This window comes from Niallia oryzisoli, assembly GCF_036670025.1.
Lineage (GTDB): Bacteria > Bacillota > Bacilli > Bacillales > Cytobacillaceae > Bacillus_BD > Bacillus_BD oryzisoli.
The window spans coordinates 5,080,728-5,102,239 of record NZ_CP137640.1; the positions used below are offsets into that span (position 1 = coordinate 5,080,728).

Consider the following 21,512-nt stretch of genomic DNA (forward strand, 5'->3'; position numbering starts at 1 on the left):
ATGGAGATCTGCTGCAGGATAGAAATGAGGCAAGTGACCAAATCATTCAACTGCTCGTTTGTTAAACCATCTAACTGCCATTCCTCTAAAGCTTTGTTTACTCCACTTCTAATTTCCTTGAAGGAAAATACATCTTCAATCCTAAGAGCCGTTTTCGTTTTCCCTAGGTAATATTCATATCTTCCTATTGTACAACTTATAAGTTATAGAGAACATTATTGTATTAAAAAGGTCCATGGTCTTAGTAATAGTAAAATACAATAGAATTTGTAAATAGTATAAAAAGATTGACTTATTATACTCTATTAGAATATTATCTAAATATACTTAACTACACAAAAGCATAAAAGCGTTGAACTATGAAAGTAACTAATACCAACTTTGAAAACAGAGACCTGTTGGGGCTGCAAAACAGGCAAGGGGTATGGTGAATTACAGATAGGGAGCTGGTTTCCGGTTTCGGCCGTTATCTAAACAAGCGAGCAGATTTTGATCTGTTAACTAGGGTGGTACCGCGGAGCTTCCGTCCCTTTTTTGGGATGGGGGCTTTTTTTATTTCATTAATTACTCAAAGGGGATGTTTACATGAAGAAAAAAGAACTTACGTTAGGGATGTCGCTGATCCCCATCATTGCCTTGATTGGCGCTGCAGCCTTATCTATTTTCATTTGGAAAGCCGGGATGCATATTCCGTTAATGATTGGTGTAATCGCGGCAGCCATTGTTTCCATTATTGCCGGCTGGACCTGGGATGATGTCCAGAGGATGATGGTAAATGGCGTTGCAAGGGCATTACCTGCCGTATTTATTCTGCTGATTATTGGTATTATTGTTGGTACATGGATTGCCAGCGGGGTCATCCCAACTATGATTTACTACGGTCTTTCCATTATTGATCCCTCCATGTTTGTACCAATTGTGGCACTGGTGACTGGGATTATTTCGATCACATTGGGCAGCTCATTTACGTCTATTGCGACAATTGGACTTGCTTTTATGGCAATCGGAGAAGGGCTTGGCTTCCCTCCAGGGCTAGTGGCAGGAGCCGTGATTTCGGGAGCCTATTTCGGTGATAAATTATCTCCCCTATCCGATACAACCAATATCGCTCCGGCAATGGCCGAAACGGATTTATTTAGTCATGTAAAGCACATGCTATGGGATACCATTCCAGCATTTATCATTTCAATCGTGTTATATTGGATCGTTAGCCAGTCGGCAACAGCAAATAGCGGAGCCGATACAAAGGTAATTGATGTAATGAAAACAGGCTTGAACGCTGTGTTTGTTATTCATCCACTCTTATTGCTGATGCCTATTTTGACCATTATTTTGATGATTAAAAAGACACCAGCAATCCCTGCCTTGATGGGAGTTGGTATTTTAGGCGGCGTGCTCGCCATGATCGTTCAGGGTTCATCAATGGCATCTGTTATTCAAATCATGACAAACGGTTATCACGTAGAGTCTGGTGTAAAAGAGTTGGATTCCTTGTTAAATAACGGCGGACTCATGTCCATGCTGGGAACCGTTTGTTTGTTAATCTTGGCAACCGCACTCGGGGGAATATTAGAGGAAACCGGATCCTTTGATGTTTTAACTAAAAAAATGATGTCAAAAGTCCGTTCGACTGGATCCTTAATCAGTACGACGATTCTTTCTACCTTTATTGTAGCGTTTGCCAGCGGAGCACAATTTCTAGCGATTATTTTACCAGCGAGAACCTTTGTAAAAGACTATAAGAGAATGGGGATTGATACGAAAAACCTGTCCCGCTGTGTTGAAGCAGCAGGAACCGTTGGCATCAATCTCGTTCCATGGGGCGTACCTGCCGTATTTGCAGCGGGAATACTAGGCGTCAGTCCAGGTGAATTTATTCCGTATGCCTTCTTAGCCTACCTTGTCCCGCTTATAAATATCTTATTCGGTTTTACCAGCTGGACGATTACAAAGAAAAACTATGAACAAGAAACAACTGAAAAAGGAGACGTTGCACTATGAGTAAGGTGATCTTAAGCGTAATAGGAACGGCTCAAGATGCCGGTCTGCCCCATCCAAATTGCTTTTGTAAAAATTGTACAAACGCCATTCAGAATCCGCGGCTTCGGCGCCTTGCTGCATCATTAGCGATTATCCTTCCCGATGAGCAAACGTGGCATTTAATTGATGCAACACCTGACCTTAGAGAGCAAATGACCAGGCTGCAAATGAAATATAACTTAAAAGGAAAGCTGATGGAGAGCATCTTTTTAACCCATGCTCATTTGGGACATTACCCTGGTCTATTATTTTTGGGCCGAGAAGCCATCGGAGCAAAGGGAATCCCGGTGATGGCAGGTACAAAAATGAAACATCTATTAGAAGAACAGGCCCCTTGGAGTCAATTAACCAAGCTCGGGAATATCAGTGTTCAAGAAATCGTGGATGGAGATGACATTCGGGTTTCCCCACTCGTTACGGTTACTCCAGTTGAGGTACCGCATCGAAATGAATTTTCAGAGACATTTGCCTTTTGGATTAAGGGACCAAATAAGAAGGTCCTCTATGTTCCAGATATTGATCGTTGGCACGAGTGGAGTCATGACATTCACACCGTTTGCGAGGAAGCGGACATCTGCTTATTAGACGGAACCTTTCATTCAGCCAAAGACCTTGAGAATATTGGCCGCGATTATCGCGAAATCCCCCATCCCCTCATGGTCGAAACGATGGAACGGCTGCAAGATTTAACAAATAAGACTGAGATTTATTTTACCCATCTAAATCATTCAAATCCGGCAATTGATTCGGAGCTGCAAGTACGAAAGGAAATCGAGGACTTAGGATTTCATCTTGCTGAAGAAGAAATGGAATTTAGGATATAACTAAAATAATTAAAACAGGTCCATATCGCCGATTTAGCGGGATTATGGACCTGTTTATTATTTATAACAAGAAACCTTCTCCTCGTCCCCCCCAATTTGGAAGCAGAAGAACCGTCCCCATGCTTCTTTGTGAACTTTCTATGACACTACTATTAAAATCTACTATTATTTCAAAATTCATAGGACATTTTCATGTACCTAATCCATATAACAAGGATGGAGGCAGTTCAGATCAAATATTACATATGGTGAGGGATGCTGCATGAATTATGTACAGGAAATATCTTCTTTTTATAGTTGGTTGGAATTAAATCCGCTTACGCCGTCGTCTATTAATCTTTGGCATGCGTTAATGCATATGCATGTTAAGGCGGGCGGGTCTGAGACCTTTTCAGTAGCCGAGTCGGTGTTGTGTATCAGAACGAACTTAACAGACCGCACGTTACGAAAAGCCAGAAAAGAGTTGAAGGAAAAAGGCCGGATTGATTATGTTTCCCGTCATGGAAAAGCGCCGGTTTATCGGATTATTCCTTTTCAGAGCTGGGATCAACCCCAATTACCTCAACAGACAGCAGAAGAACCTTTTGAAAAAATTTCACCACCCTGTGCTGAAAACGATACGACACCGGCACGATCATCAGAATCTAATTCCGAAGTCTGTACCGGTAACTCTACTAACCAGGTACAAGCCTCGGAAAAAAATTCTGACTTTCATTCCAAGCATCACTCAACATCGGAAACTATTGCCGTATCTCATTCCGAGCCTCTCTCAAGTTCGGAAAATACTTCCGCAATTTGTTCCACATTATTTAGACAACAACAGACAGACACACAACAAAACAAGGTCTGGTCAGATGTAATCGAAACCTGGAAATCGGTGTTTGGCTTCACACTCAAACCCAATCACATTCAAATACTCAATACATATATCAATGTATCAAAAATGTCTGAATCTCTAATCTTGGAGGCGATCGAAAGAGTCAAGCAGGCCTCAAAACCGGTGTTGAATTATTTGTGGACCATCCTCTCCAACGGGCTCATTTAGGGATCCGGACCATTCAAGATTTGGTGATGCATGAAAAAAGACGTGTGCAACATAGAAAACTGGACCGACAAGACTGGCAGCACGATAAAGGCAGAGCTATTCCCCGCAGCTTTCAGATTGACCTAACAGAAGGAGAGGATTGGTGATGATGTTGGCAGAACAATTACAAATGGAGACGCGGAACCTTTGTCTTGCTGAAAAGGCACTGTTGGGAAGTTTTTTAAAAGAAAATCATCTGCTGCATGACACCATCATCCTTCCTGAACATTTTGCGGAAGGGCGGCATAGGCTGTTAATGCAGCTGATGAAAAAAATACATAGCCTATCTAGAGCTGTTGATGCAATTACGCTTGCACTCGATTGCGATCCTGAGCACTACGGCGGACTTTCCTATGTCCAGGAACTTTTATCTTATGCCAATCCCGTTCGATTTGAGGATTATGAAGAAATCGTGCTCGAGCAATGGAGGAACGGGAGAAACGAAACATTTTAACATTGGCAGTAAAAGAGGATTGGGAGATTGATCGAGTGGTCTCCGGTTTACAGATGATGGATCAAGCGAAGGTCGATGATCACCGGTCCATCAGCGATGAGATTCTGGATGTTTTTGAAGATCCCTGGAGCGAAGCAGCGGAACAATCCGGCGTTCTAACAGGAATCAAGGAGCTGGATGCCTATACAAATGGATTTCAAGAAGGGGATCTCACGATTGTTGCAGCAAGACCGAGTATGGGGAAAACCGATGTCATGCTCCACCTGGCAAAACAGGCCGGCTGGCAGCACTATCTGCCGGTTATCTTTTCACTGGAAATGCCGGCCAAAACCATTACGAAGCGATTAATTGCCAGCACGGGAGGCTTTAATCGCGGAAAAATGCGGGATCCTTATCAACTTTTAACAGAAAAGCAAAAGGAGCATTGGCCAACGGTATTAGGCAAGCTGAACGAAACGGGAATCCAGCAATTCGATGGATCAAGCCAAACGGTGCCGATGATGCGGGCAAAGCTGCGCAAGGTAATTCATGAATTCCCTGAAAGGAAGCCAATCGTGTTTATTGATTATTTGGTCCTTATCACACCGAATGACACATACGGCGGCAACGCTAATCAGCAGGTCGGTGAAATCTCCAAAAACCTGAAGGCGATGGCAAAAGATTTCAACTGCCCGGTCGTCTGCCTTGCCCAGCTAAATCGAGCGGTTGAACAGCGGCAAGATAAGCGCCCGAGCATGGGGGATATTCGGGACTCCGGATGTATCGAGCAGGATGCGGATTTGATTATTCTTCTTTACCGCGAAAAATATTATGATCACTCGCTGAAGGACCCGGCATTAGAACTGATTATTACGAAAAATCGAAACGGTCCTGTAAGTACAGCCCATGCATTCTACAACGAGAATACGGGAGAGATCAAAGATGTCGACAATCAAAGAATTATTTGAAGAAGCTGTTCAGAATGACTATTCGTTTACGGCCCATTCCCTCTATTATCTCCTGAGGGAGGGCCTGGTTTCACCAAACGATTCCCATACCGTTCTTGACCATGTACAGGTGGATACCGAGCTAGTCGGTGAATGGACGAAGCAGAATTATCTTTGTATATCGGTTGAAAAAGTATACTCTCTCAAAATCGCTGACGATGAGTTTGTGTTTGTTTTTGCCAAGAATCCGCGGCAGGCGGTTGATTTTATAAAAAGAACCTGGAACATCGTACCACGAAATTGTCATGAATATTCACTAGACTTTATGATTGTGCGAGGAAATGAGTTTGTTAGTTTTCGGGAGTTGAAGAAGGACTATTTGGTGTTTCCGGCTGTGATTGGGGTTTATCGGAGGGATGAGGTTTTGTGAATGGTAAAGGGGCTGGCTTCAGTCGCCAATATGGCTGATAGGCTACCAAAAACAGGAAGTAGTCTAACCTATTTTATTAGAACATAAGCTTTGCGCACTATAAGAAAACACAGGAACCAAAAAATTGTATACCTAGAACAGCTATCGGACATTTTCATCATCATAAAGTACAAAAAGAAGTAGATCCCCTACATATAGTAGTTAACCTACCTCTTTTTCTTTTTGGCCCTGTTATAACTGAATGTTGATTTCCATATGTTTAAAAAATAAACTGAAAAATTCCGTTTAAATTGGTAAATACCCCTATTTCCCTAAAAATAAAGGTAGTTTTTCCGTTTAATTATCCAAATCTTTGGATTTTGTCTTATTTAGAGCAGTTAATCGGAATATCTCCGTTAATATCTGCTAATAAGCCTCCACTTTATACTTTAGCCGGAAATTCTCCGCCTATGAATTTACATACCAACACGAAAACTAACAATGAATAATGTCAGAGCCTCCTTTTTAAATTGGCTTTTTTAGTGCTCTCGTCTGTGCCTATATTCCTCCCCTCCTTTTAAAAAATACGCAGGAAATAACCATTAGATAATCGAATAGTAACTATGAGCTCATTGAAGGAGGAATCTATGTGAAAAAACACACAGTGATCGGAAAATGGCTTTTAGCAGGTTCTCTCGGAATAACAACAGTTGGGGTTGGGGGATTTATTCCATCTCCATATGTCTATGCAGAACAATCTATGAAACAAGTAGACTACGAACAAGCGGCGAAGGAATTTATTTCCCTGGCAGAGCAACAAGACTGGGATACACTCTATCCACTATTAAGCGAAAATCTTCAAAAGTACTTAACCAAGGAACAATTACCGCATCTTTGGGCGGGTTTTGCCTCATATGGAAAAGTCAATACAGTTACACTGCAAGAAAAACAAAATAATGGGTTACATGAGAAGGTAAAATTACTTTTAACAGCCGAGAATGGAACTTTATTATTCGTTCTTAACTATAATCAGAATGGAAAAGTGGATGATTTCCACATAGAAGCCCCTAATGATCCGAGTCAGATCATCAATCCAGAGTATAACCATCCTGAGAATTACATAGAAAAACAAATCACGATTGGTGAAGAATCTTTTACATTGCCAGGTGTATTAACGATCCCTAAAGGTGATGGGCCATTTCCAGTTGTTATACTTGTACACGGCTCCGGGCCAAATGATATGGACGAAACACTTTATGCAATTAAGCCATTCAGAGATATCGCTGTAGGGCTGGCTAATCATGGAGTTGCCGTTCTTCGTTATGATAAAAGAACAAACACACACGCCATTAAAGCAAGTATGGACCCTAAGTTTACTATCATGGAGGAAACGGTTCTTGATGCCAATCTTGCCGTAAAAGCATTGAAATCTATTCCAAAAGTAGATGACAATAATATCTTTGTATTAGGCCATAGTCAAGGAGGATATGCTTTACCGCTCATATTAGAAAATGACAAAAACCAGGAGATAAAAGGAGCCATTGGTGTTGCCGGCCCAACTGGAAAATTCCATGATCTTTTACTTTGGCAAATGGAGCAGGCACTTCTTCGTGCTGAAAAGATGAACGCACCAAAGGAACAAATCGATGCAGCCAAAGCCCAGGTGGAATGGTTAAAGAGCCAGATTGCTTTACTTGAAGATCCGCAATATTCTCGAGACAACCTGCCTCCTGAATTCCAATTACAGCCTCCTTACTGGTGGTTTGATTTAAATGAATACGAGCCAGCAGAGCTTATAAAAGAGCAAAATGTACCATTGTTATTCTTACAGGGTGGAAAGGATATCCAAGTCCCAGCTGAACAGCTAGAAAATTGGAAGTCCGCTTTAGAAGGAAGGAAGAATGTCCAGTATCAATTGTATCCTGATATGATGCATATGCTTGTCAACTATAAAGATAAACCAGACGGAATAACAGAATACATGACACCAGGAAATGTCCCTGAGGAATTTATCGGCGATATTGCCGAATGGGTAAAAACAGGCAGCATCAAAGAAGAAAATTCAGTTGATTTAACGATTTATAAAGATTATCAACCAGGTTTATTTTGGTCACATGCCTTTGCTTGGGCTATTAGCGAAGGGATCATAAAGGGATATGAAGAGGAAAAAGTACTGAAACCGTATCAGTCAATGACAGAAAGCGAATATTTAAGGGTCTTTTTACGAAGTAAATTGGGAGCAGATTTGAAAGATGAATCTTTAGCAAACATCTATTCACTTGCCAAATCATACGGTCTTCCTGTGAAAGGAAAGGGAAATGCAGCCCTATCTAGAGGTGAAGCAGCTGTTCTGCTTGTTACTAGTTATACAGGAAATACGGTAAGCGAAGAAGAAGCCGTTAAATGGTTATATGACCAAAACATTATAGACGGTTATCTAGATCAAAATGGCAAAGCTCAGAAAAACTTTACTACCTTTAAGCCTAATGAGCCAATGAAAAGATCGCACCTTGTCACAATGCTTTATCGATTGAATATATCAGATGAATAGACCAACAATATAAAAGAGATTAACAATAGATTGCCAAGCTCTCTACTGTTAATCTCTTTTTTTGTTTACTAAAGAACTAATAAATATGGATTTTCAATATAGTTAATTAAGATACTTAAGAATTCTGCCGCCAATGCCCCGTCTGCTATTTGGTGATCGAAGGTGAGGCTGAATGGTATTTTCTTAACGGATTTCACTTTGCCTTCTTCATCTAAAATTAATTCATCCTGGAAAGCACCTACACCTAAAATACCTGTTTCTGGTGTATTTAAAATAGGTGTAAAGTATTCAATTCCACTGGCTCCAAGGTTTGTAATGGTGAAAGTTGAGCCTGTTAGTAAATCTCCGCTTGCATGACCATTTCTTGCTTTCGTCGAGATCTCTTTGATTTCTTTTGCAAGAGCACCGATTGTTTTTTGGTGTGCATCCTTAACGACAGGAACTAATAAGCCATCGTCCAAAGAAGTTGCAATTCCTAGATGAACCTCGTCAAATTCCGTCAACTGACCATCCTGGTAGTGAGAGTTCATTTTCTTCAAATCTTGTAAGGCTAGAACCGTTGCCCGAGCAATCAATACTGTCAACGTTAGTTTGACATCTAAATCAGCTGACTCAATTTTGTTTCGAAGCACCTTTTGGAAGTCTATTAAGTTATCAGCATTTGCTTTACGATGTAAAGTCAATTGAGCCGTTTGTCCCAAACTTCTACGCATATTGCGGGCAATAGCTTTTCGCATTGGATTCAGACCTTCACCAATGGATTCATAATTAGCAACAGGCGCAGGTACAGCTAGGGCTGCTGCCACTTGTGACTCTGCCTGATAATCGTATCCACTCGCTAAAACACGTTGGATATCCCGTTTTGTAATTCTGTCGTTGCCGCCCGTTCCCTTTATTAAATCCTTATCCAGATTATTCTCTTTAACCATTTTTCTTGCTAATGGAGTTATAAAAATCCGGCTGCCTTTTACTATCTTTTCTTCTGTTTTTACCAAATTAGCACTAACTGCTTCCACTTTCTCGGAGCCAGCTGCAGGCTGATCGGCCTTTCCCTCATTCGGTACAGCTGCTTCGCCTTCTTCTCCGATAACAGCAATAGGCGCTCCTACTTCTAATTGATCATCTACATTTGCATTTTTTGCTAGTAAAATACCAGAAATGGGAGCTTCGACGTCTTGGTTTAATTTTTCAGAACTGATCATTAAAACAGGTTCGCCTTCATTAACAGGGTCTCCTACTTCTTTATACCATTCCACAATCGTACCTTCTGTCATCGTCATTCCTAATTTAGGCATTACTATTGTTTCACTCATTCCTCTTCACCTCCTAGTTCATTACTTGTTGTTTTTTCAAATCAGCGATTAATTCTTCTGCAACAGTCAACACTTTATTTGCATCCGGAATATAGGCCTGTTCCAAATTAAATGCAAATGGTACTGGTGTATTTGGTGCACATACCGTTTTAATCGGACCATCTAAATAATCAAACGCTTTATCCGCCACGACTGATGCAATATCAGTTGCTGTGTTGTTATGTGGATTCGATTCATCCATGACAATCAATCGACCTGTTTTCTTCACAGAGTTCAGAACTGTTTCTTCATCCCATGGTGCTACTGTTCTTAAATCAATGACTTCCACTGAAATTCCATCTTTATCTAAGGTTTCTGCCACTGTGTGGGCTACCTGCACCATTTTACCGATCGCCACGATGGTAAGGTCTGTTCCTTCTCTCGTTACATTGGCTTTTCCGATTTCAATCGTATAGTATTCTTCAGGTACCTCCCCTTTCATGCCATAAAGGGTCTTGTCTTCTGAAAAAACAACTACGTTATCTTCTTCAATCGCTGCTAACATTAACCCTTTTGCATCATATGGATTGGAAGGAACAACCACTTTAACACCTGGAATCGCACCAAACATTCCATACAACGTTTGGGAGTGCTGCGCAGCTGCTCCTACACCTGCTCCATGGACGGTCCGGACAGTTAGAGGGATTTTTGCTTTTCCACCGAACATATAACGCATCTTTGCTGCTTGGTTTAAGATTGGGTCCAAAGCGAATCCAACAAAATCATTAAACATTAATTCTGCAATCGGACGTAAACCGGTAGCAGCAGCACCAACTGCTGCACCAAAATATGCATGCTCTGCGATTGGTGTGTCAATGACACGTCCGCGGCCGAACTCTGTTACCATCCCCTTAGATAATCCGAAAACACCGCCAAATGCATCATCATAACGGCCATCGTCTTTAACTAAATGATCGACTTCAGCCCCACCCGCAACATCCGTACCAATTAAAATAACGGTTTCATCTTTTCTCATTGCCTGTGACATCGCCTCAGTAATAGCAGTCATAAAAGTTACTTGTCTGTTTGTCATTTTTCATTCCTCCTATTCTTATGCAAAGATATCCGTATATAAAGTTTCTAAATCTGGTAGTGGACTTGCTTCAGCAAATTCAACGGCTTTTTTGATGGTTTCCTTCGCTTCAGCTTCAATACGATCGGCTTCTTCTGCTGTCATCCAGCCATTTTGAAGCGCCTTTTCTCTAAGTTCGATAATCGGATCACGGTCTTTATTTGGATCGTTATCCGTTTTGTATTTTTGTTCGTCCCCTTCAAAGTGACCATATTTTCGATACGTATCACATTCAATGAGGGTAGGACCTTTCCCTGACTTCGCTCTTTCAATTGCTTCTTTTGTCGCATTATATACAGCCTCAACATCCATGCCATCCACACGTACGCCAGGCATATTATAAGCTGATGCTCTTTCCGCAACCGTTTCAGAAGCACTTGCATATCTAAACGGTGTCCCTTCACCGAATTGATTATTTTCACAAACGAAAATAACCGGTAAGTCTAAAATGGATGCTAGGTTTAGACCCTCATGGAATAATCCTTCGTTTGATGCTCCATCACCAAAGAAGCAAACAGCCACATTGTCACGGCCTAATGTCTTAATGCTAAGTGCCGCACCAGCCGCTAAGCCGAAACCGCCTCCAACAATCCCATTGGCACCTAACATTCCTTTACCCACATCGGCAACGTGCATGGATCCACCTTTACCGCCGCCTAGGCCATCCTTTTTCCCCATAATTTCAGCCATCATACCATTGATATCGCACCCTTTTGCAATGGCATGTCCATGGCCACGGTGAGTACTTGTAATATAGTCCTCGTCATCTAATAGAGCCATAACTCCTGTTGCAACCGCTTCTTCCCCTGCATACAAATGAACAAATCCTGGAATTAACCCTTTTCCGAAAGTACGGTGTACATCTTCTTCGAAAAATCTAATCTCATTCATCTTTTGATATATCCAAAGTACCGTTTCCTTTTCCATTTATAATTCCTCCTTATAGGTTGTTTACATATGAATGGCCTGTTTGAATAAAGCGTTTGCATTTTCTCCAATCGCTTCAGAAATGGCCGGATGGGCATGAACCATGTTTGCTAGCTCATTCATCGTACCCTCTGAATGCTTCATGGCCAATATTTCTCCAATTAGCTCGGTTGCATTGGCACCGACAATCACGGCGCCTAGTATTTCTTCATATCGATGATCAGAGATGATTTTGATAAAACCTTCTGTTTCTCCCATCGCAATGGCTTTCGCATTTCCTGAAAGGTTAGATGTGGTGATTTTCACATCATAACCGGCATTCTTGGCTTGTTCTTCATTAAGACCAAATGAAGCGATTTCCGGATGTGTATAGACGCATCTAGGAATTTCTGTTTGATCTAAAGGTTGAGGCTTCTCACCATTCATGGCTTGAACCGCAATGAGACCTTCTGCACTTGCTGCATGTGCCAATTGATAGCCTCCGATCAAATCTCCTACTGCATAAACATGTTTTTTGCTCGTTTCATAAAACTCATTGACTGCCACAAATTTATTCGATTCATCCATTTTCAGGTTAAGTTGTAGTGCCACTTCAATATTTGGTTTTCTTCCAGTTGCGACTAAAAGTGTATCAAACGGAATTTCTTGGTCCGCTAAAATGACCTTTCCTTGTTGTACTTCCTGTATTTCAGCTTTTATAATGGTTTGTACCTTTTTCCTTTGTAATTGCTTTTTAATGATTTTTCGTGCGTCAAGGTCTTCAGTCAAGAGAATATCAGGAGCTACTTCGATAATGGTCACTTTTGTTCCAAGTGGGGCCATGGCAAAAGCCAGCTCTACGGATATTACCCCGCCACCAATGATTACCATAGATTTCGGCAATTCTTTCAAGTCAAAGAATGAATCGGTAGTCAAGTATTTTACTTGATCCAATCCTTTAATTGGCGGGATAAAAGGTTTACTTCCTGTTGCTAATAAAATATCTCTGGCCTTCATTTTGTCGTCACCGACGGAAACCACTCTGTCTTCTGTTACAGTTGCATCTCCTTGGAAAAAAGTAATCTTGTTTTTCTTTAGCAGATGGTCAACTCCACCGGTCAGCGTCTGTACGACTTGGTCTTTTCGTTTCATTAGTTTAGGAAAATCAATGGATAATTCACCGGTCTTAATCCCCCAGCTATTTGCCTTTTGAATCTCTTCAACCATTTCACTATGTTTCAATAGTGCCTTTGAAGGTATGCAACCGACATTCAGACAGGTTCCACCTAATTTCTTTCTCTCGACGATCGCTACCTTTTTGCCTAATTGAGCAGCCCGGATGGCGGAAACATATCCCCCAGGTCCTGCACCAATGACAACTAGATCAAATTCTTTCATTTCTATTCATCACCTTGCTTTCGTCTTAAAAGTGAATGTTTTCTTTACACTTATTTATAATGCAAGTATCGTGCCAACTTTTATAAAGGTTGAAAACGCTGTCAAAACAATATTTTTTCTTGCCATTGTATTTTTAAGTTTTGTATCAATGAGACGGATTGTGTCTCATTTGTCTCATTTGTCTCATTTGTCTCACTATCTCAAGAAAAAAACCTCCATTCTATCCTTCTCACCTGAGAGATGTATAAAATGGAGGTTTTTATATTTAGCTTTTTATATGTTTGCCTTTCCAATCTTCAGCAGCCAGCTGATACTGTTTGATTTTTCGATACATGGTCGCTCGGGAAATATCAAGGATTTTTGCCGCGTTTGTGACATTCCCATCCTCCCTCATCATAGCTTCAATTATTCTTCCCTTTTCATCTTCCTCTACAGGGTCATTAAGCAATTCTGGAGGAAGATCGAATGGGGAAAGGCTATTTCCTTCCATATTAAAAAGTGATTGCTGAATAACATTTTTTAATTCCCTAATATTCCCTGGCCAATGATAGTGTGTCAGGTACTGCATCGTATCTGCTTGTACGACGATATCACTCTTTCCAAACTCTCCACCCATCATGTTTATGAAGTGATGAACCAATGCCGGGATATCGCTGCTTCTTTCACGTAAAGCAGGAATTCGCAGCTGGATCACGTTCAGACGATACAATAGATCCTCGCGAAATTCACCTTTTTGTACAGCTTCCTTTAAATTTTTATGAGTAGCCGCAATAACACGTACATCAAGCGGAATCGGTTTGCCCCCACCAAGTCTGGTGACCACCCTTTCTTCCAATAACCGAAGCAGGTGGACCTGCAAATCTAACGGCATATCTCCAATTTCATCAAGGAAAATCGTACCACCCTGAGCCAATTCAAATTTTCCAGGACTTCCTTTCGATTTCGCTCCTGTAAATGCACCTGATTCGTAACCAAATAATTCACTTTCTAACAAACTATGTGGAACAGCTCCACAGTTAATCGCTACAAAGGGTTTATCACTCCGGTTACTACCCTGATGAATGGATTGGGCAAAAAGCTCTTTTCCTGTCCCTGTCTCACCTGATAGAAAAACAGTGGTATCGATCATCGTAGCTTTCTGTGCTTTTTTTACGATAGCTGTAAACTCCTTTGAAGAACCAATCATATCATCAAAACTATAACGTGTGGATGTAGAATTTCTAGATTGGATTCTGTTTGGTTTTTGCGGTTTTGTGATGGGAAGCTCAATGTTTTTTCTAAAAAAGATAACGGCTCCGAAAATCTCATCTTGGAAAGTGACAGGATAAATAGAGCAAATAAATTTTTGCTTATTTTTATGATTAATACTTACCTCTTCTCTTAAAATCTGTTGTCCATTATGTAAAACAAACTCTACGAAACGATCTAACTTTGGTATGCTATTTAACGATTGAACTTCACTTAGAAGGGAATGTGATTGAGCGGCAGCATTTTTTTCGACAATACTTTTTCCACCATCCACGATAAACACTGCATCTTCCACACCTTCCAATGCCGTATTTAAAAATAAATGATTTCGTAAAGCATATTTGAAAAAATATTGATTGATAGATTTGGAGATTTGATTTGCTTCGGAAAAGATAAACTTAAGGTGTTTCTGATTCAACTGATTATTACATCCCGCAATATTAATCACGCCTAATAAATCATTTGTAAACGGATACAAAATAGGGAAAGCCGCACAAAACCATTCATGATTTTTTTCACAATAATGTTCCGAAAACAAAACTTGCGAGTGCTGTTTGGTTTTCAGCGCAAGCCCCACTGCGTTTGTTCCCGCTGATTTCTCACTCCAGGTTCCCCCAGTGAAAATGTTGATTCTCTCCGCTTTCTTCAGGATATTCTTTTCACCTTCAGAATACAAGACTGTGCCATGATTATCTGCAATGGAAAACATCGTTTTCGATTCATTTAATAGGTCGGATATGTTTTTTATTTTTGGCGTGGCAACCGTTAGCAATTCTTTATTTTTCTCAAGACAGTTATCTAAATCGGTTTGGGTAATAATTTCATTAATTTTTTTTTGAAAAGGATTGATGCCTAGCTTCTTCGAATCTTCCCATGAATGGAAAATGTCCATACGGATCTCTTCGCCCGTATATTGTCCCATTTCTTGATATTGCTTCCAAATTTTATTAATAGAAAGGTTATATTCCATGGATCCAACTTCATTATTTGTAAGTGTCGGTTTCATCAAATGCCCTCCAAAATATATGAAAGATTAAGAATATTATATCACAAACTCGTACGAAGCAGGAGGCGTTGTTTGGCTTAGGTGTTTTGAAGTCTCTATAGAATATATCTTCATAAGAGAAACTGCACCTCCACTTGTTAGTTTCGACAAACAATTGAGGGTGCAGTTTAACTATGTTCCATTTTGGGTCGAGGCGCCTGTGTCCACCGATGTGATGGAACCGCCCTCATTTTTTATTCTAAAAGTCCAATAATTATTTAAAATAAAATTAATCACTGGTATGATCAGGGTTGTTACCAGCTCTCCGAGATAATAGTGGAGATCAAACACCTTTACAATCAAATACATAATGATAAAATTTATTATAAAACCAATTAAAGAGACTACAAGGAAACGGAGCAAGGTTTTCGTGGAAAGTGTACTCCCAAAGGTAAACTTTCTATTTAACAAATAGGAAATCAACGTCATGAAAATAAAGGATAAGGCAGATGCATATAAAGGATCATAGATGAACCACTCTACTAAAACAAATACTGAAATGAAATAGATGAGCGTGCTTATACAGCCGACAAAGCTATATTTCATAAATTTAAAGGATAGTTCTTTATTTATCACCATAATGAATGTCCTTTCAATTTTGAAGAGAGCCACCAAAGGAAAGTTACTTGATCATCAATCAATTAGCAATTGTGTTATCGCGCTTTTTTGAAAGATATTCGTATTTTTCCTCATGATCCTTTTTATTGGGTTGATGGTTTCGATTAATTAGTAATAACAGCTGAAAACAAGTAATGGGAAGTGATGTTTTTTTATATGCTAAATATTTAGGCTCCCAATCGGTAGCAAATTTATTTTTAAATTCTTTTAAGCCTTTAAAATTATATAATGAATTACCATAAACATACGCGAGGCGTGCAATTTTTTCACTAGTGAAAGAATGCTTGCAATGCCCCACATTTGACAGCGGAGTCATACCTAAGCTGCACTGTTTGTATCCGTTGTCTTTTGCCCATTTAAGGATATGAATAAATAATACATCCATTGTTCCGTGTGGACTATCAGAAAGTTTTCTCATTAGATCAATCGTAATCGTGGTTTTATAATCTGTTGCTAAAGTTGAAAACGCCATGATATTCCCGCTAGGGCCGTACAAAACCGCAATAGGAAAACGTGAAACATATTCTTCACTAAAAGAAACAACGGAAAAACCCTTTTCTTTTTGCCCGCTTAACCAAGAATCAGATACCTGCTTTAACTCTGAAAGAAGGTTATCTGTAAAAGGAGGATAGATAACATTAAATCTGTATGAATTTCGAACAAACTTATTAAATCGGGTTCGCAATTTTGCACCCTGTTTTCCTTCTATAGAAAATTGTTTAAGATTAACAAGACCTTCCTCACCTAACTTAAGAAAACGATAGCCTGAATCATGATAATATTGCATATAGCGTGGACTTATTTGATAGAATACAGCTTTTAACCCTAATCTTTTACCATATTCACAAAATTCCTTTATTGCATCCTTGATCTCCGCTTCCTCTCCTATTGGATCTCCAAGCACGACTAATTTATTTGCAATCCTTTTATAAGCAATTAATACATTTCTTTGGCTAGTCCAAAATAGTTCTTTATCTTGTAAGAAGATTAAATGTGATGCATGGTTTCCTCCCTTTTCTCTTAAAAAGGAATGTAAGTGCTCGTAACAAATATTGTAATCTTTTGATAATTCAGTTTTTAACTCGCGTTTTTTTCTAAAGGGACTAAGAATTTGGTCAATCATGAACAGATTTCCTCCTGATAAAAATCACTCTTACATAATACCATAGAGAAGGTGTCGATAATAGATTTTGATAGAATTTGAAACATGGTGTCTAGCAAAATATTTCTGTGGGGATAGTGGACACCCCATAAACCTAAAAAAAACAGTTAATGCCTGCATAAAAGCAAGCACCAACTGTTTTATCAAATCCAATTATTTTCCTTTCTTCACCTCATGAAGCAGGTCTGGGAAGTTCGTAAACATTCCTGTCACTCCCCAGTCAATTAATTGTTGCATTCTCTCTTTATCATTTACTGTGTATGGGTGAATTTCAAGACCGTTGTTTACAACCTTTTGGATATACTCTTCATTTAAATAAGTATGGTTCGGGCCGACTCCCATTGCATACTCTTTTATTTCAGCGATTTCTTCATTAGTAATAGTCGCATTAGAACGATAAGATAGTAATTGAACCAGTTTAATAGAAGGATCCAGTTCATGCATGATTTTTAAACTTTCAGCACTGAAAGATTGCACAAGAAGTTTGTCCTTATTAATATCGTACTTGTTCACCAAACGTAACAATTCTTTTTCCATTCCTGGATAAATGTTAGGTGATTTCGTTTCAATATAGTAGCTATTATTTTTACCAAACTTTTGGAACACTTCTTCTAAAGTTGGTACTTGTAATCCTTCATATTTTTCATTTGCATACGCTGGATAGGCTTCGTTAAACCAGCTGCCTGCGTCTAATGCTTTAACTTCTGAAAGGGCCATGTCTTTTACATACCCAGTTCCGTCCGTTGTCCGGTCCACTTTCTCATCATGCATCGCGATTAATTGGCCGTCCTTCGTCATTTGAAGATCCACTTCAATATAATCCCCATGCATTTTTTCGCCCATATCATACGACACTAATGTATGTTCCGGAGCATGTCCAGATGCACCGCGATGCGAAACATTCAAGATATCCTTATGCTTTTCCTTTGCCATTGCAGCACCCCCGCCTGTAGTAATCCCGGCTGCCATAACAAGGGCACTAAGTGCTGGTAACCATTTTTTCCCTATCATTTCTCCATCTCCCCACTCTATTTAATAGACAACACTTACAAAAATACCAAAGAAATATTAAGTAGTTTCTATAAGAAGGGTAAAAGAAAGTAAAGATCTGATGACAAATGTAAAAAATCGTTAGTTTTTGCCTAGTATTTCCGAACTATGAAGAAAATACAAGGTAATTGTTGGATTGTAATGATTTGTGGGGAGAAAAAGATAATTAGGCTCTAAAGGACAAAAGGAAAGATTAAGAATGTGGAAGTGTCTCATAGAGCCTTTCTAAAGGACAAAAGCAAAGCACATGCTTGATATAATGTCCGATAAGTCCCCTTTACATCCATTCTTACATTTCAGGCTGCATTAATAAAACTAAAACTTGCCGTATATAGACAAAAAGAAAGAGAAATATGAAAATAAAAGCCCTGCAGAGAATATTTCTCTCCACAAGGCCTTTAATCGTCCTTTTTTAGGGGATATAATTTACTTGAGATACACCCCCATATTGCATGAGCATCTTTTGCTAAATCTTCGCCAGCACAATCCCAGCTAATGCAGATATAACCCCGATGACTTGATATATTTTAAGCCTTTCTTTATATAGCCAGCAGCTGCTAAGAACGACAACTAAACAACTCAAACTAACAATTGGGAATACAATACTCGCCACTCCTGTTTCCAGAGCAAAAAAATAGCTGCTATATCCGACAACACTAAAGCATCCAATAATTGCCCCAAATTTCAACTCTGTCTGCTGCCATTTTTCCTTCATAATAAAGCTATTGATAATTAAATAAGCCGCACCACCGCCATACATACAAACCAATGTATTAATTGAATCAATATGTAAATGGGAAGACGTCTTCATCAGCACACCGAGTACACCAAACGATCCAATCGATAATAAAACGCGGTACATCCACGGCTTATAATCCACTTTCACACCATTACCCGGTACATATTGGATGACAGCTGCAGAAGCAAGCATAACCATAATGCCAACCCATTGAATGAGTGAAATGTGCTCGTGGAAAATAAGTGCTGCACTTAGAATGGGAATAACCGTATTTGTGCTAATCAGCGGCGAAGTTATGCTCGCCGGCCCCTTTTCAAACGCCTTTGACATTTGAATATTCCCGTTTGCATTTAATATTCCGATGATGGCACCTAGTACAATCGTTAATCCATTAAATGTTGCAAAACCTGCAGCGATTCCATAGCCAACCATTAATAAAAAAGCGACAAGGTAAAAGAAAAACTGCATATGCACCTTTGATAGTCCTTTTCCCGAAGTAACCTTGAAAATCATATTATTAATTCCAAAACAAACCATCGTCAATACTGCCGCTATAATCCACATTAAAATCCTTCTCTCATATTGATAGAATTATTTTAATATAGATTTCTAGCATTTCAAGTGGTTTTTACAATTTAAAATAAGACCTTGTTTTAAAATTGTAATATCCAACTATTAAACAAGAAGTCAGATATCCCAAATACTATTGAAAATCATATTGCACAAAGGATAACAATGAATTTCTAAACTCTAATAATGGATCTTTTTTAATTTGGTCAAGCTGTTGCAGAAATTTTACGGAATTGGATATATAAGGACCTTTATTGATCATGATACAATCTGACCTTAATCCCGTATAAGCATCAGTTAACTCGGCCCTTAGCGGTATTCCGGTCTTATTCATTTGATTAAGAATACTGGTTGCCCATATAACGGGGGCATGTGCTGCCCGGCAAATTTCCAAGATTCCTTCCTGAGCCTTTGCCAACTGTTCGTAGCCAATTTCAATCGCTAAATCTCCCCTAGCAATCATGACTCCAAACAGATCCAAATTTACCCCTTCAAGAACAATTTTGGTTAAAGACAAAAGGGCGTACTTTGTTTCTATTTTTGCAATGACACCGATTTTCCTCTCTGTATATTGATCCAAATACCCCTTCAATATTCGAATATCATTTGGATGATGGATAAATGAAATTCCGATTAAGTCAACAAATGGGATGATTTCAGCTAACATGGTAATATCCATTTTTGTAATAGCCGGAACACTTAAGAAAACCAATGAGTCTGGAAAATTAACCCCTCTATCTGGTTTAATCGTTTCTACGTTATTTCTAGTAAGGATAATCTCTACATCTAAATAATGATCATTCACTTCCAATACTACGCCGCAGATATTTCCATCATCAAAAAAGACCCTGTCTTTTGGTCTAACATTTCTTAATGCTTCCGGTAAGGTAATGCCAATAGAAGCTGGTTCCCCATTCATCGTTGGTTTTCCAAGATAATGATAGCTTTTATAAATACGTAAAATATCTCCCATTTTCACTTTAATTGTTACTGGTCCCTCCAATAGATTTGTTAGTTTGCTCTTCTTGTCAGGACTCAGTTCGACAATCGTTTCCCCATTTAAGATGGCCGATTTATTTAATTCAACTTTTAAGCATGCTGGGCTAACGATTTCTAGTATCGTGAAAAATCGTTTTCTTCCTTTAGCGTCAGTAAAATGAATAATCTGACCGGCAGCAGCATTCGTGAATTCATCGATATTTATTTTTATAACAAAACCATCTTTAATAGGATTCTCATGACTTTTTTGACTCATTAAATAACCCACTGCGGAGGTTTTTTTCGTATTGATTTTTAATGGAACTTTGATTTTCCTTAAATCACCAACGCGAATTTTAGGGCCTGGGAGGTCCATGTATATCTTGCATGTTCTATCTTGTGTTTCAAATCCCAGCTCTTCTTCTGCCGCACGAATGCCCTCAACCAACTTTTTCCATACAGAATGATCACGAGCTAAGTTTATTCTGGCAATAGTCATTCCAGCCCTTAGTAAATCTTTGAATATTTCCGGTGTGTCCAACATCGTTTTATCTAAAGTGACCATGATGGAGATGGGATCCTCTTCCGATTTTCCTAATAACTCCTGATTTCGCTGATTTTTAAGGTATACGGCATGTTCGATATCAATATAATGATCATTCTGCCGTTGATTTGGAGACAAATGGCTGATTATTTTATTCAAGGAATACAAAACATGGGGACTCATCATTTGTATAGATGAAAATCCTTCTTGTACTAAAAAAGAATCGAGTGCCGGATTTAAAAATCTTTGTAAGGCTAAAAACGCACATAAATTTTGCTTACTTGCATCCGTCATATCGATCTGGTGGCTATTAGAAAGATCAAATAAAGAATCTTCAATTTCATCGCGTAATTGAATAAGTTGATCAATCAATTCATTTTTATGGTTTGAAATTTTCTCCATACAGGTCACCTCATTTCATTAATTTATGCTTTTCTTTTTTAAAGGTGACCTTGGTTAGGAATGCTGAGATACGCAGAAACGCGGGGACGGTTCTGACGGCATGTTGCGTGGATATTCTTGTGAATCAAGATATTTTGAGG

General features: G+C 39.3%; 17 protein-coding genes and 1 other annotated feature. Of the genes, 7 read left to right on the forward strand and 10 right to left on the reverse strand.

Annotated elements, in window-relative coordinates:
- The first annotated feature begins 343 nt into the window (after positions 1-343).
- Positions 344-534, forward strand: a binding site (T-box leader).
- Positions 535-585: 51 nt separating this feature from the next.
- The 7 genes from nhaC (at position 586) to R4Z09_RS25455 (ending at position 8,288) form a co-directional block, all read left to right on the forward strand.
- A complete protein-coding gene (gene nhaC, locus R4Z09_RS25425; protein ID WP_338449476.1) occupies positions 586-2,001 on the forward strand; it encodes a Na+/H+ antiporter NhaC in 1,416 nt (471 codons plus the stop codon).
- On the forward strand, positions 1,998-2,864 hold the full coding sequence (locus R4Z09_RS25430; RefSeq protein ID WP_338449477.1) for an MBL fold metallo-hydrolase: 867 nt from the start codon (positions 1,998-2,000) through the stop codon (positions 2,862-2,864). Before nhaC ends, R4Z09_RS25430 begins: the two co-directional genes overlap by 4 nt.
- Positions 2,865-3,126: 262 nt before the next feature.
- Positions 3,127-3,909 (forward strand): DnaD domain protein, encoded by a 783-nt coding sequence (locus R4Z09_RS25435; protein ID WP_338449478.1) that lies wholly within the window; start codon positions 3,127-3,129, stop codon positions 3,907-3,909.
- 145 nt (positions 3,910-4,054) lie between these two features.
- Complete coding sequence (locus tag R4Z09_RS25440) at positions 4,055-4,402, forward strand: DnaB-like helicase N-terminal domain-containing protein (protein ID WP_338449479.1); 348 nt, start codon at positions 4,055-4,057, stop codon at positions 4,400-4,402.
- Positions 4,372-5,349: a DnaB helicase C-terminal domain-containing protein gene (locus R4Z09_RS25445; RefSeq protein ID WP_338449480.1), complete on the forward strand. Its 978-nt coding sequence runs from the start codon at positions 4,372-4,374 to the stop codon at positions 5,347-5,349. The genes R4Z09_RS25440 and R4Z09_RS25445 overlap by 31 nt, the downstream gene beginning before the upstream one ends.
- Positions 5,324-5,758, forward strand: coding sequence for a hypothetical protein (locus R4Z09_RS25450; protein WP_338449481.1), 435 nt, complete (start codon positions 5,324-5,326; stop codon positions 5,756-5,758). Before R4Z09_RS25445 ends, R4Z09_RS25450 begins: the two co-directional genes overlap by 26 nt.
- A 628-nt stretch (positions 5,759-6,386) precedes the next feature.
- A complete protein-coding gene (locus R4Z09_RS25455) occupies positions 6,387-8,288 on the forward strand; it encodes a serine aminopeptidase domain-containing protein (RefSeq protein ID WP_338449482.1) in 1,902 nt (633 codons plus the stop codon).
- Positions 8,289-8,356: 68 nt separating this feature from the next.
- Here the strand turns inward: R4Z09_RS25455 and R4Z09_RS25460 are convergent, their stop codons facing one another.
- From R4Z09_RS25460 to R4Z09_RS25505, 10 genes are all read right to left on the reverse strand, one after another.
- Complete coding sequence (locus R4Z09_RS25460) at positions 8,357-9,601, reverse strand: dihydrolipoamide acetyltransferase family protein (RefSeq protein WP_338449483.1); 1,245 nt, start codon at positions 9,599-9,601, stop codon at positions 8,357-8,359.
- 13 nt (positions 9,602-9,614) lie between these two features.
- Positions 9,615-10,673, reverse strand: a complete 1,059-nt coding sequence (locus tag R4Z09_RS25465) for an alpha-ketoacid dehydrogenase subunit beta (RefSeq protein WP_338449484.1) — start codon at positions 10,671-10,673, stop codon at positions 9,615-9,617.
- An 18-nt stretch (positions 10,674-10,691) separates the two neighbouring features.
- On the reverse strand, positions 10,692-11,639 hold the full coding sequence (locus R4Z09_RS25470) for a thiamine pyrophosphate-dependent dehydrogenase E1 component subunit alpha (protein ID WP_338449485.1): 948 nt from the start codon (positions 11,637-11,639) through the stop codon (positions 10,692-10,694).
- Between the two features lie 24 nt (positions 11,640-11,663).
- On the reverse strand, positions 11,664-13,016 hold the full coding sequence (lpdA, locus tag R4Z09_RS25475; RefSeq protein WP_338449486.1) for a dihydrolipoyl dehydrogenase: 1,353 nt from the start codon (positions 13,014-13,016) through the stop codon (positions 11,664-11,666).
- A 265-nt stretch (positions 13,017-13,281) separates the two neighbouring features.
- A complete protein-coding gene (locus R4Z09_RS25480) occupies positions 13,282-15,270 on the reverse strand; it encodes a sigma-54-dependent Fis family transcriptional regulator (protein ID WP_338449487.1) in 1,989 nt (662 codons plus the stop codon).
- Between the two features lie 171 nt (positions 15,271-15,441).
- Positions 15,442-15,888: a GtrA family protein gene (locus tag R4Z09_RS25485; RefSeq protein ID WP_338449488.1), complete on the reverse strand. Its 447-nt coding sequence runs from the start codon at positions 15,886-15,888 to the stop codon at positions 15,442-15,444.
- 58 nt (positions 15,889-15,946) lie between these two features.
- Positions 15,947-17,050, reverse strand: a complete 1,104-nt coding sequence (locus R4Z09_RS25490) for a phosphatidylglycerol lysyltransferase domain-containing protein (protein ID WP_338449489.1) — start codon at positions 17,048-17,050, stop codon at positions 15,947-15,949.
- Positions 17,051-17,242: 192 nt separating this feature from the next.
- Positions 17,243-18,100 (reverse strand): glycerophosphodiester phosphodiesterase, encoded by an 858-nt coding sequence (locus tag R4Z09_RS25495; protein WP_422392218.1) that lies wholly within the window; start codon positions 18,098-18,100, stop codon positions 17,243-17,245.
- Positions 18,101-18,605: 505 nt separating this feature from the next.
- Positions 18,606-19,442: a DMT family transporter gene (locus R4Z09_RS25500; protein WP_338449490.1), complete on the reverse strand. Its 837-nt coding sequence runs from the start codon at positions 19,440-19,442 to the stop codon at positions 18,606-18,608.
- Positions 19,443-19,581: 139 nt separating this feature from the next.
- Complete coding sequence (locus R4Z09_RS25505) at positions 19,582-21,372, reverse strand: pyruvate kinase (RefSeq protein WP_338449491.1); 1,791 nt, start codon at positions 21,370-21,372, stop codon at positions 19,582-19,584.
- Positions 21,373-21,512: the final 140 nt, after the last annotated feature.

Excerpts from the sequence above, each read along its gene's own strand:
- nhaC (WP_338449476.1), top strand. The coding sequence starts at position 586 with ATGAAGAAAAAAGAACTTACGTTAGGGATGTCGCTGATCCCCATCATT.
- R4Z09_RS25430 (WP_338449477.1), top strand. The coding sequence starts at position 1,998 with ATGAGTAAGGTGATCTTAAGCGTAATAGGAACGGCTCAAGATGCCGGT.
- R4Z09_RS25435 (WP_338449478.1), top strand. The coding sequence starts at position 3,127 with ATGAATTATGTACAGGAAATATCTTCTTTTTATAGTTGGTTGGAATTA.
- R4Z09_RS25440 (WP_338449479.1), top strand. The coding sequence starts at position 4,055 with ATGATGTTGGCAGAACAATTACAAATGGAGACGCGGAACCTTTGTCTT.
- R4Z09_RS25445 (WP_338449480.1), top strand. The coding sequence starts at position 4,372 with ATGGAGGAACGGGAGAAACGAAACATTTTAACATTGGCAGTAAAAGAG.
- R4Z09_RS25450 (WP_338449481.1), top strand. The coding sequence starts at position 5,324 with ATGTCGACAATCAAAGAATTATTTGAAGAAGCTGTTCAGAATGACTAT.
- R4Z09_RS25460 (WP_338449483.1), bottom strand. The coding sequence starts at position 9,601 with ATGAGTGAAACAATAGTAATGCCTAAATTAGGAATGACGATGACAGAA.
- R4Z09_RS25465 (WP_338449484.1), bottom strand. The coding sequence starts at position 10,673 with ATGACAAACAGACAAGTAACTTTTATGACTGCTATTACTGAGGCGATG.
- R4Z09_RS25470 (WP_338449485.1), bottom strand. The coding sequence starts at position 11,639 with ATGGAAAAGGAAACGGTACTTTGGATATATCAAAAGATGAATGAGATT.
- lpdA (WP_338449486.1), bottom strand. The coding sequence starts at position 13,016 with ATGAAAGAATTTGATCTAGTTGTCATTGGTGCAGGACCTGGGGGATAT.
- R4Z09_RS25480 (WP_338449487.1), bottom strand. The coding sequence starts at position 15,270 with ATGAAACCGACACTTACAAATAATGAAGTTGGATCCATGGAATATAAC.
- R4Z09_RS25485 (WP_338449488.1), bottom strand. The coding sequence starts at position 15,888 with ATGGTGATAAATAAAGAACTATCCTTTAAATTTATGAAATATAGCTTT.
- R4Z09_RS25490 (WP_338449489.1), bottom strand. The coding sequence starts at position 17,050 with ATGATTGACCAAATTCTTAGTCCCTTTAGAAAAAAACGCGAGTTAAAA.
- R4Z09_RS25495 (WP_422392218.1), bottom strand. The coding sequence starts at position 18,100 with ATGATAGGGAAAAAATGGTTACCAGCACTTAGTGCCCTTGTTATGGCA.
- R4Z09_RS25500 (WP_338449490.1), bottom strand. The coding sequence starts at position 19,442 with ATGTGGATTATAGCGGCAGTATTGACGATGGTTTGTTTTGGAATTAAT.
- R4Z09_RS25505 (WP_338449491.1), bottom strand. The coding sequence starts at position 21,372 with ATGGAGAAAATTTCAAACCATAAAAATGAATTGATTGATCAACTTATT.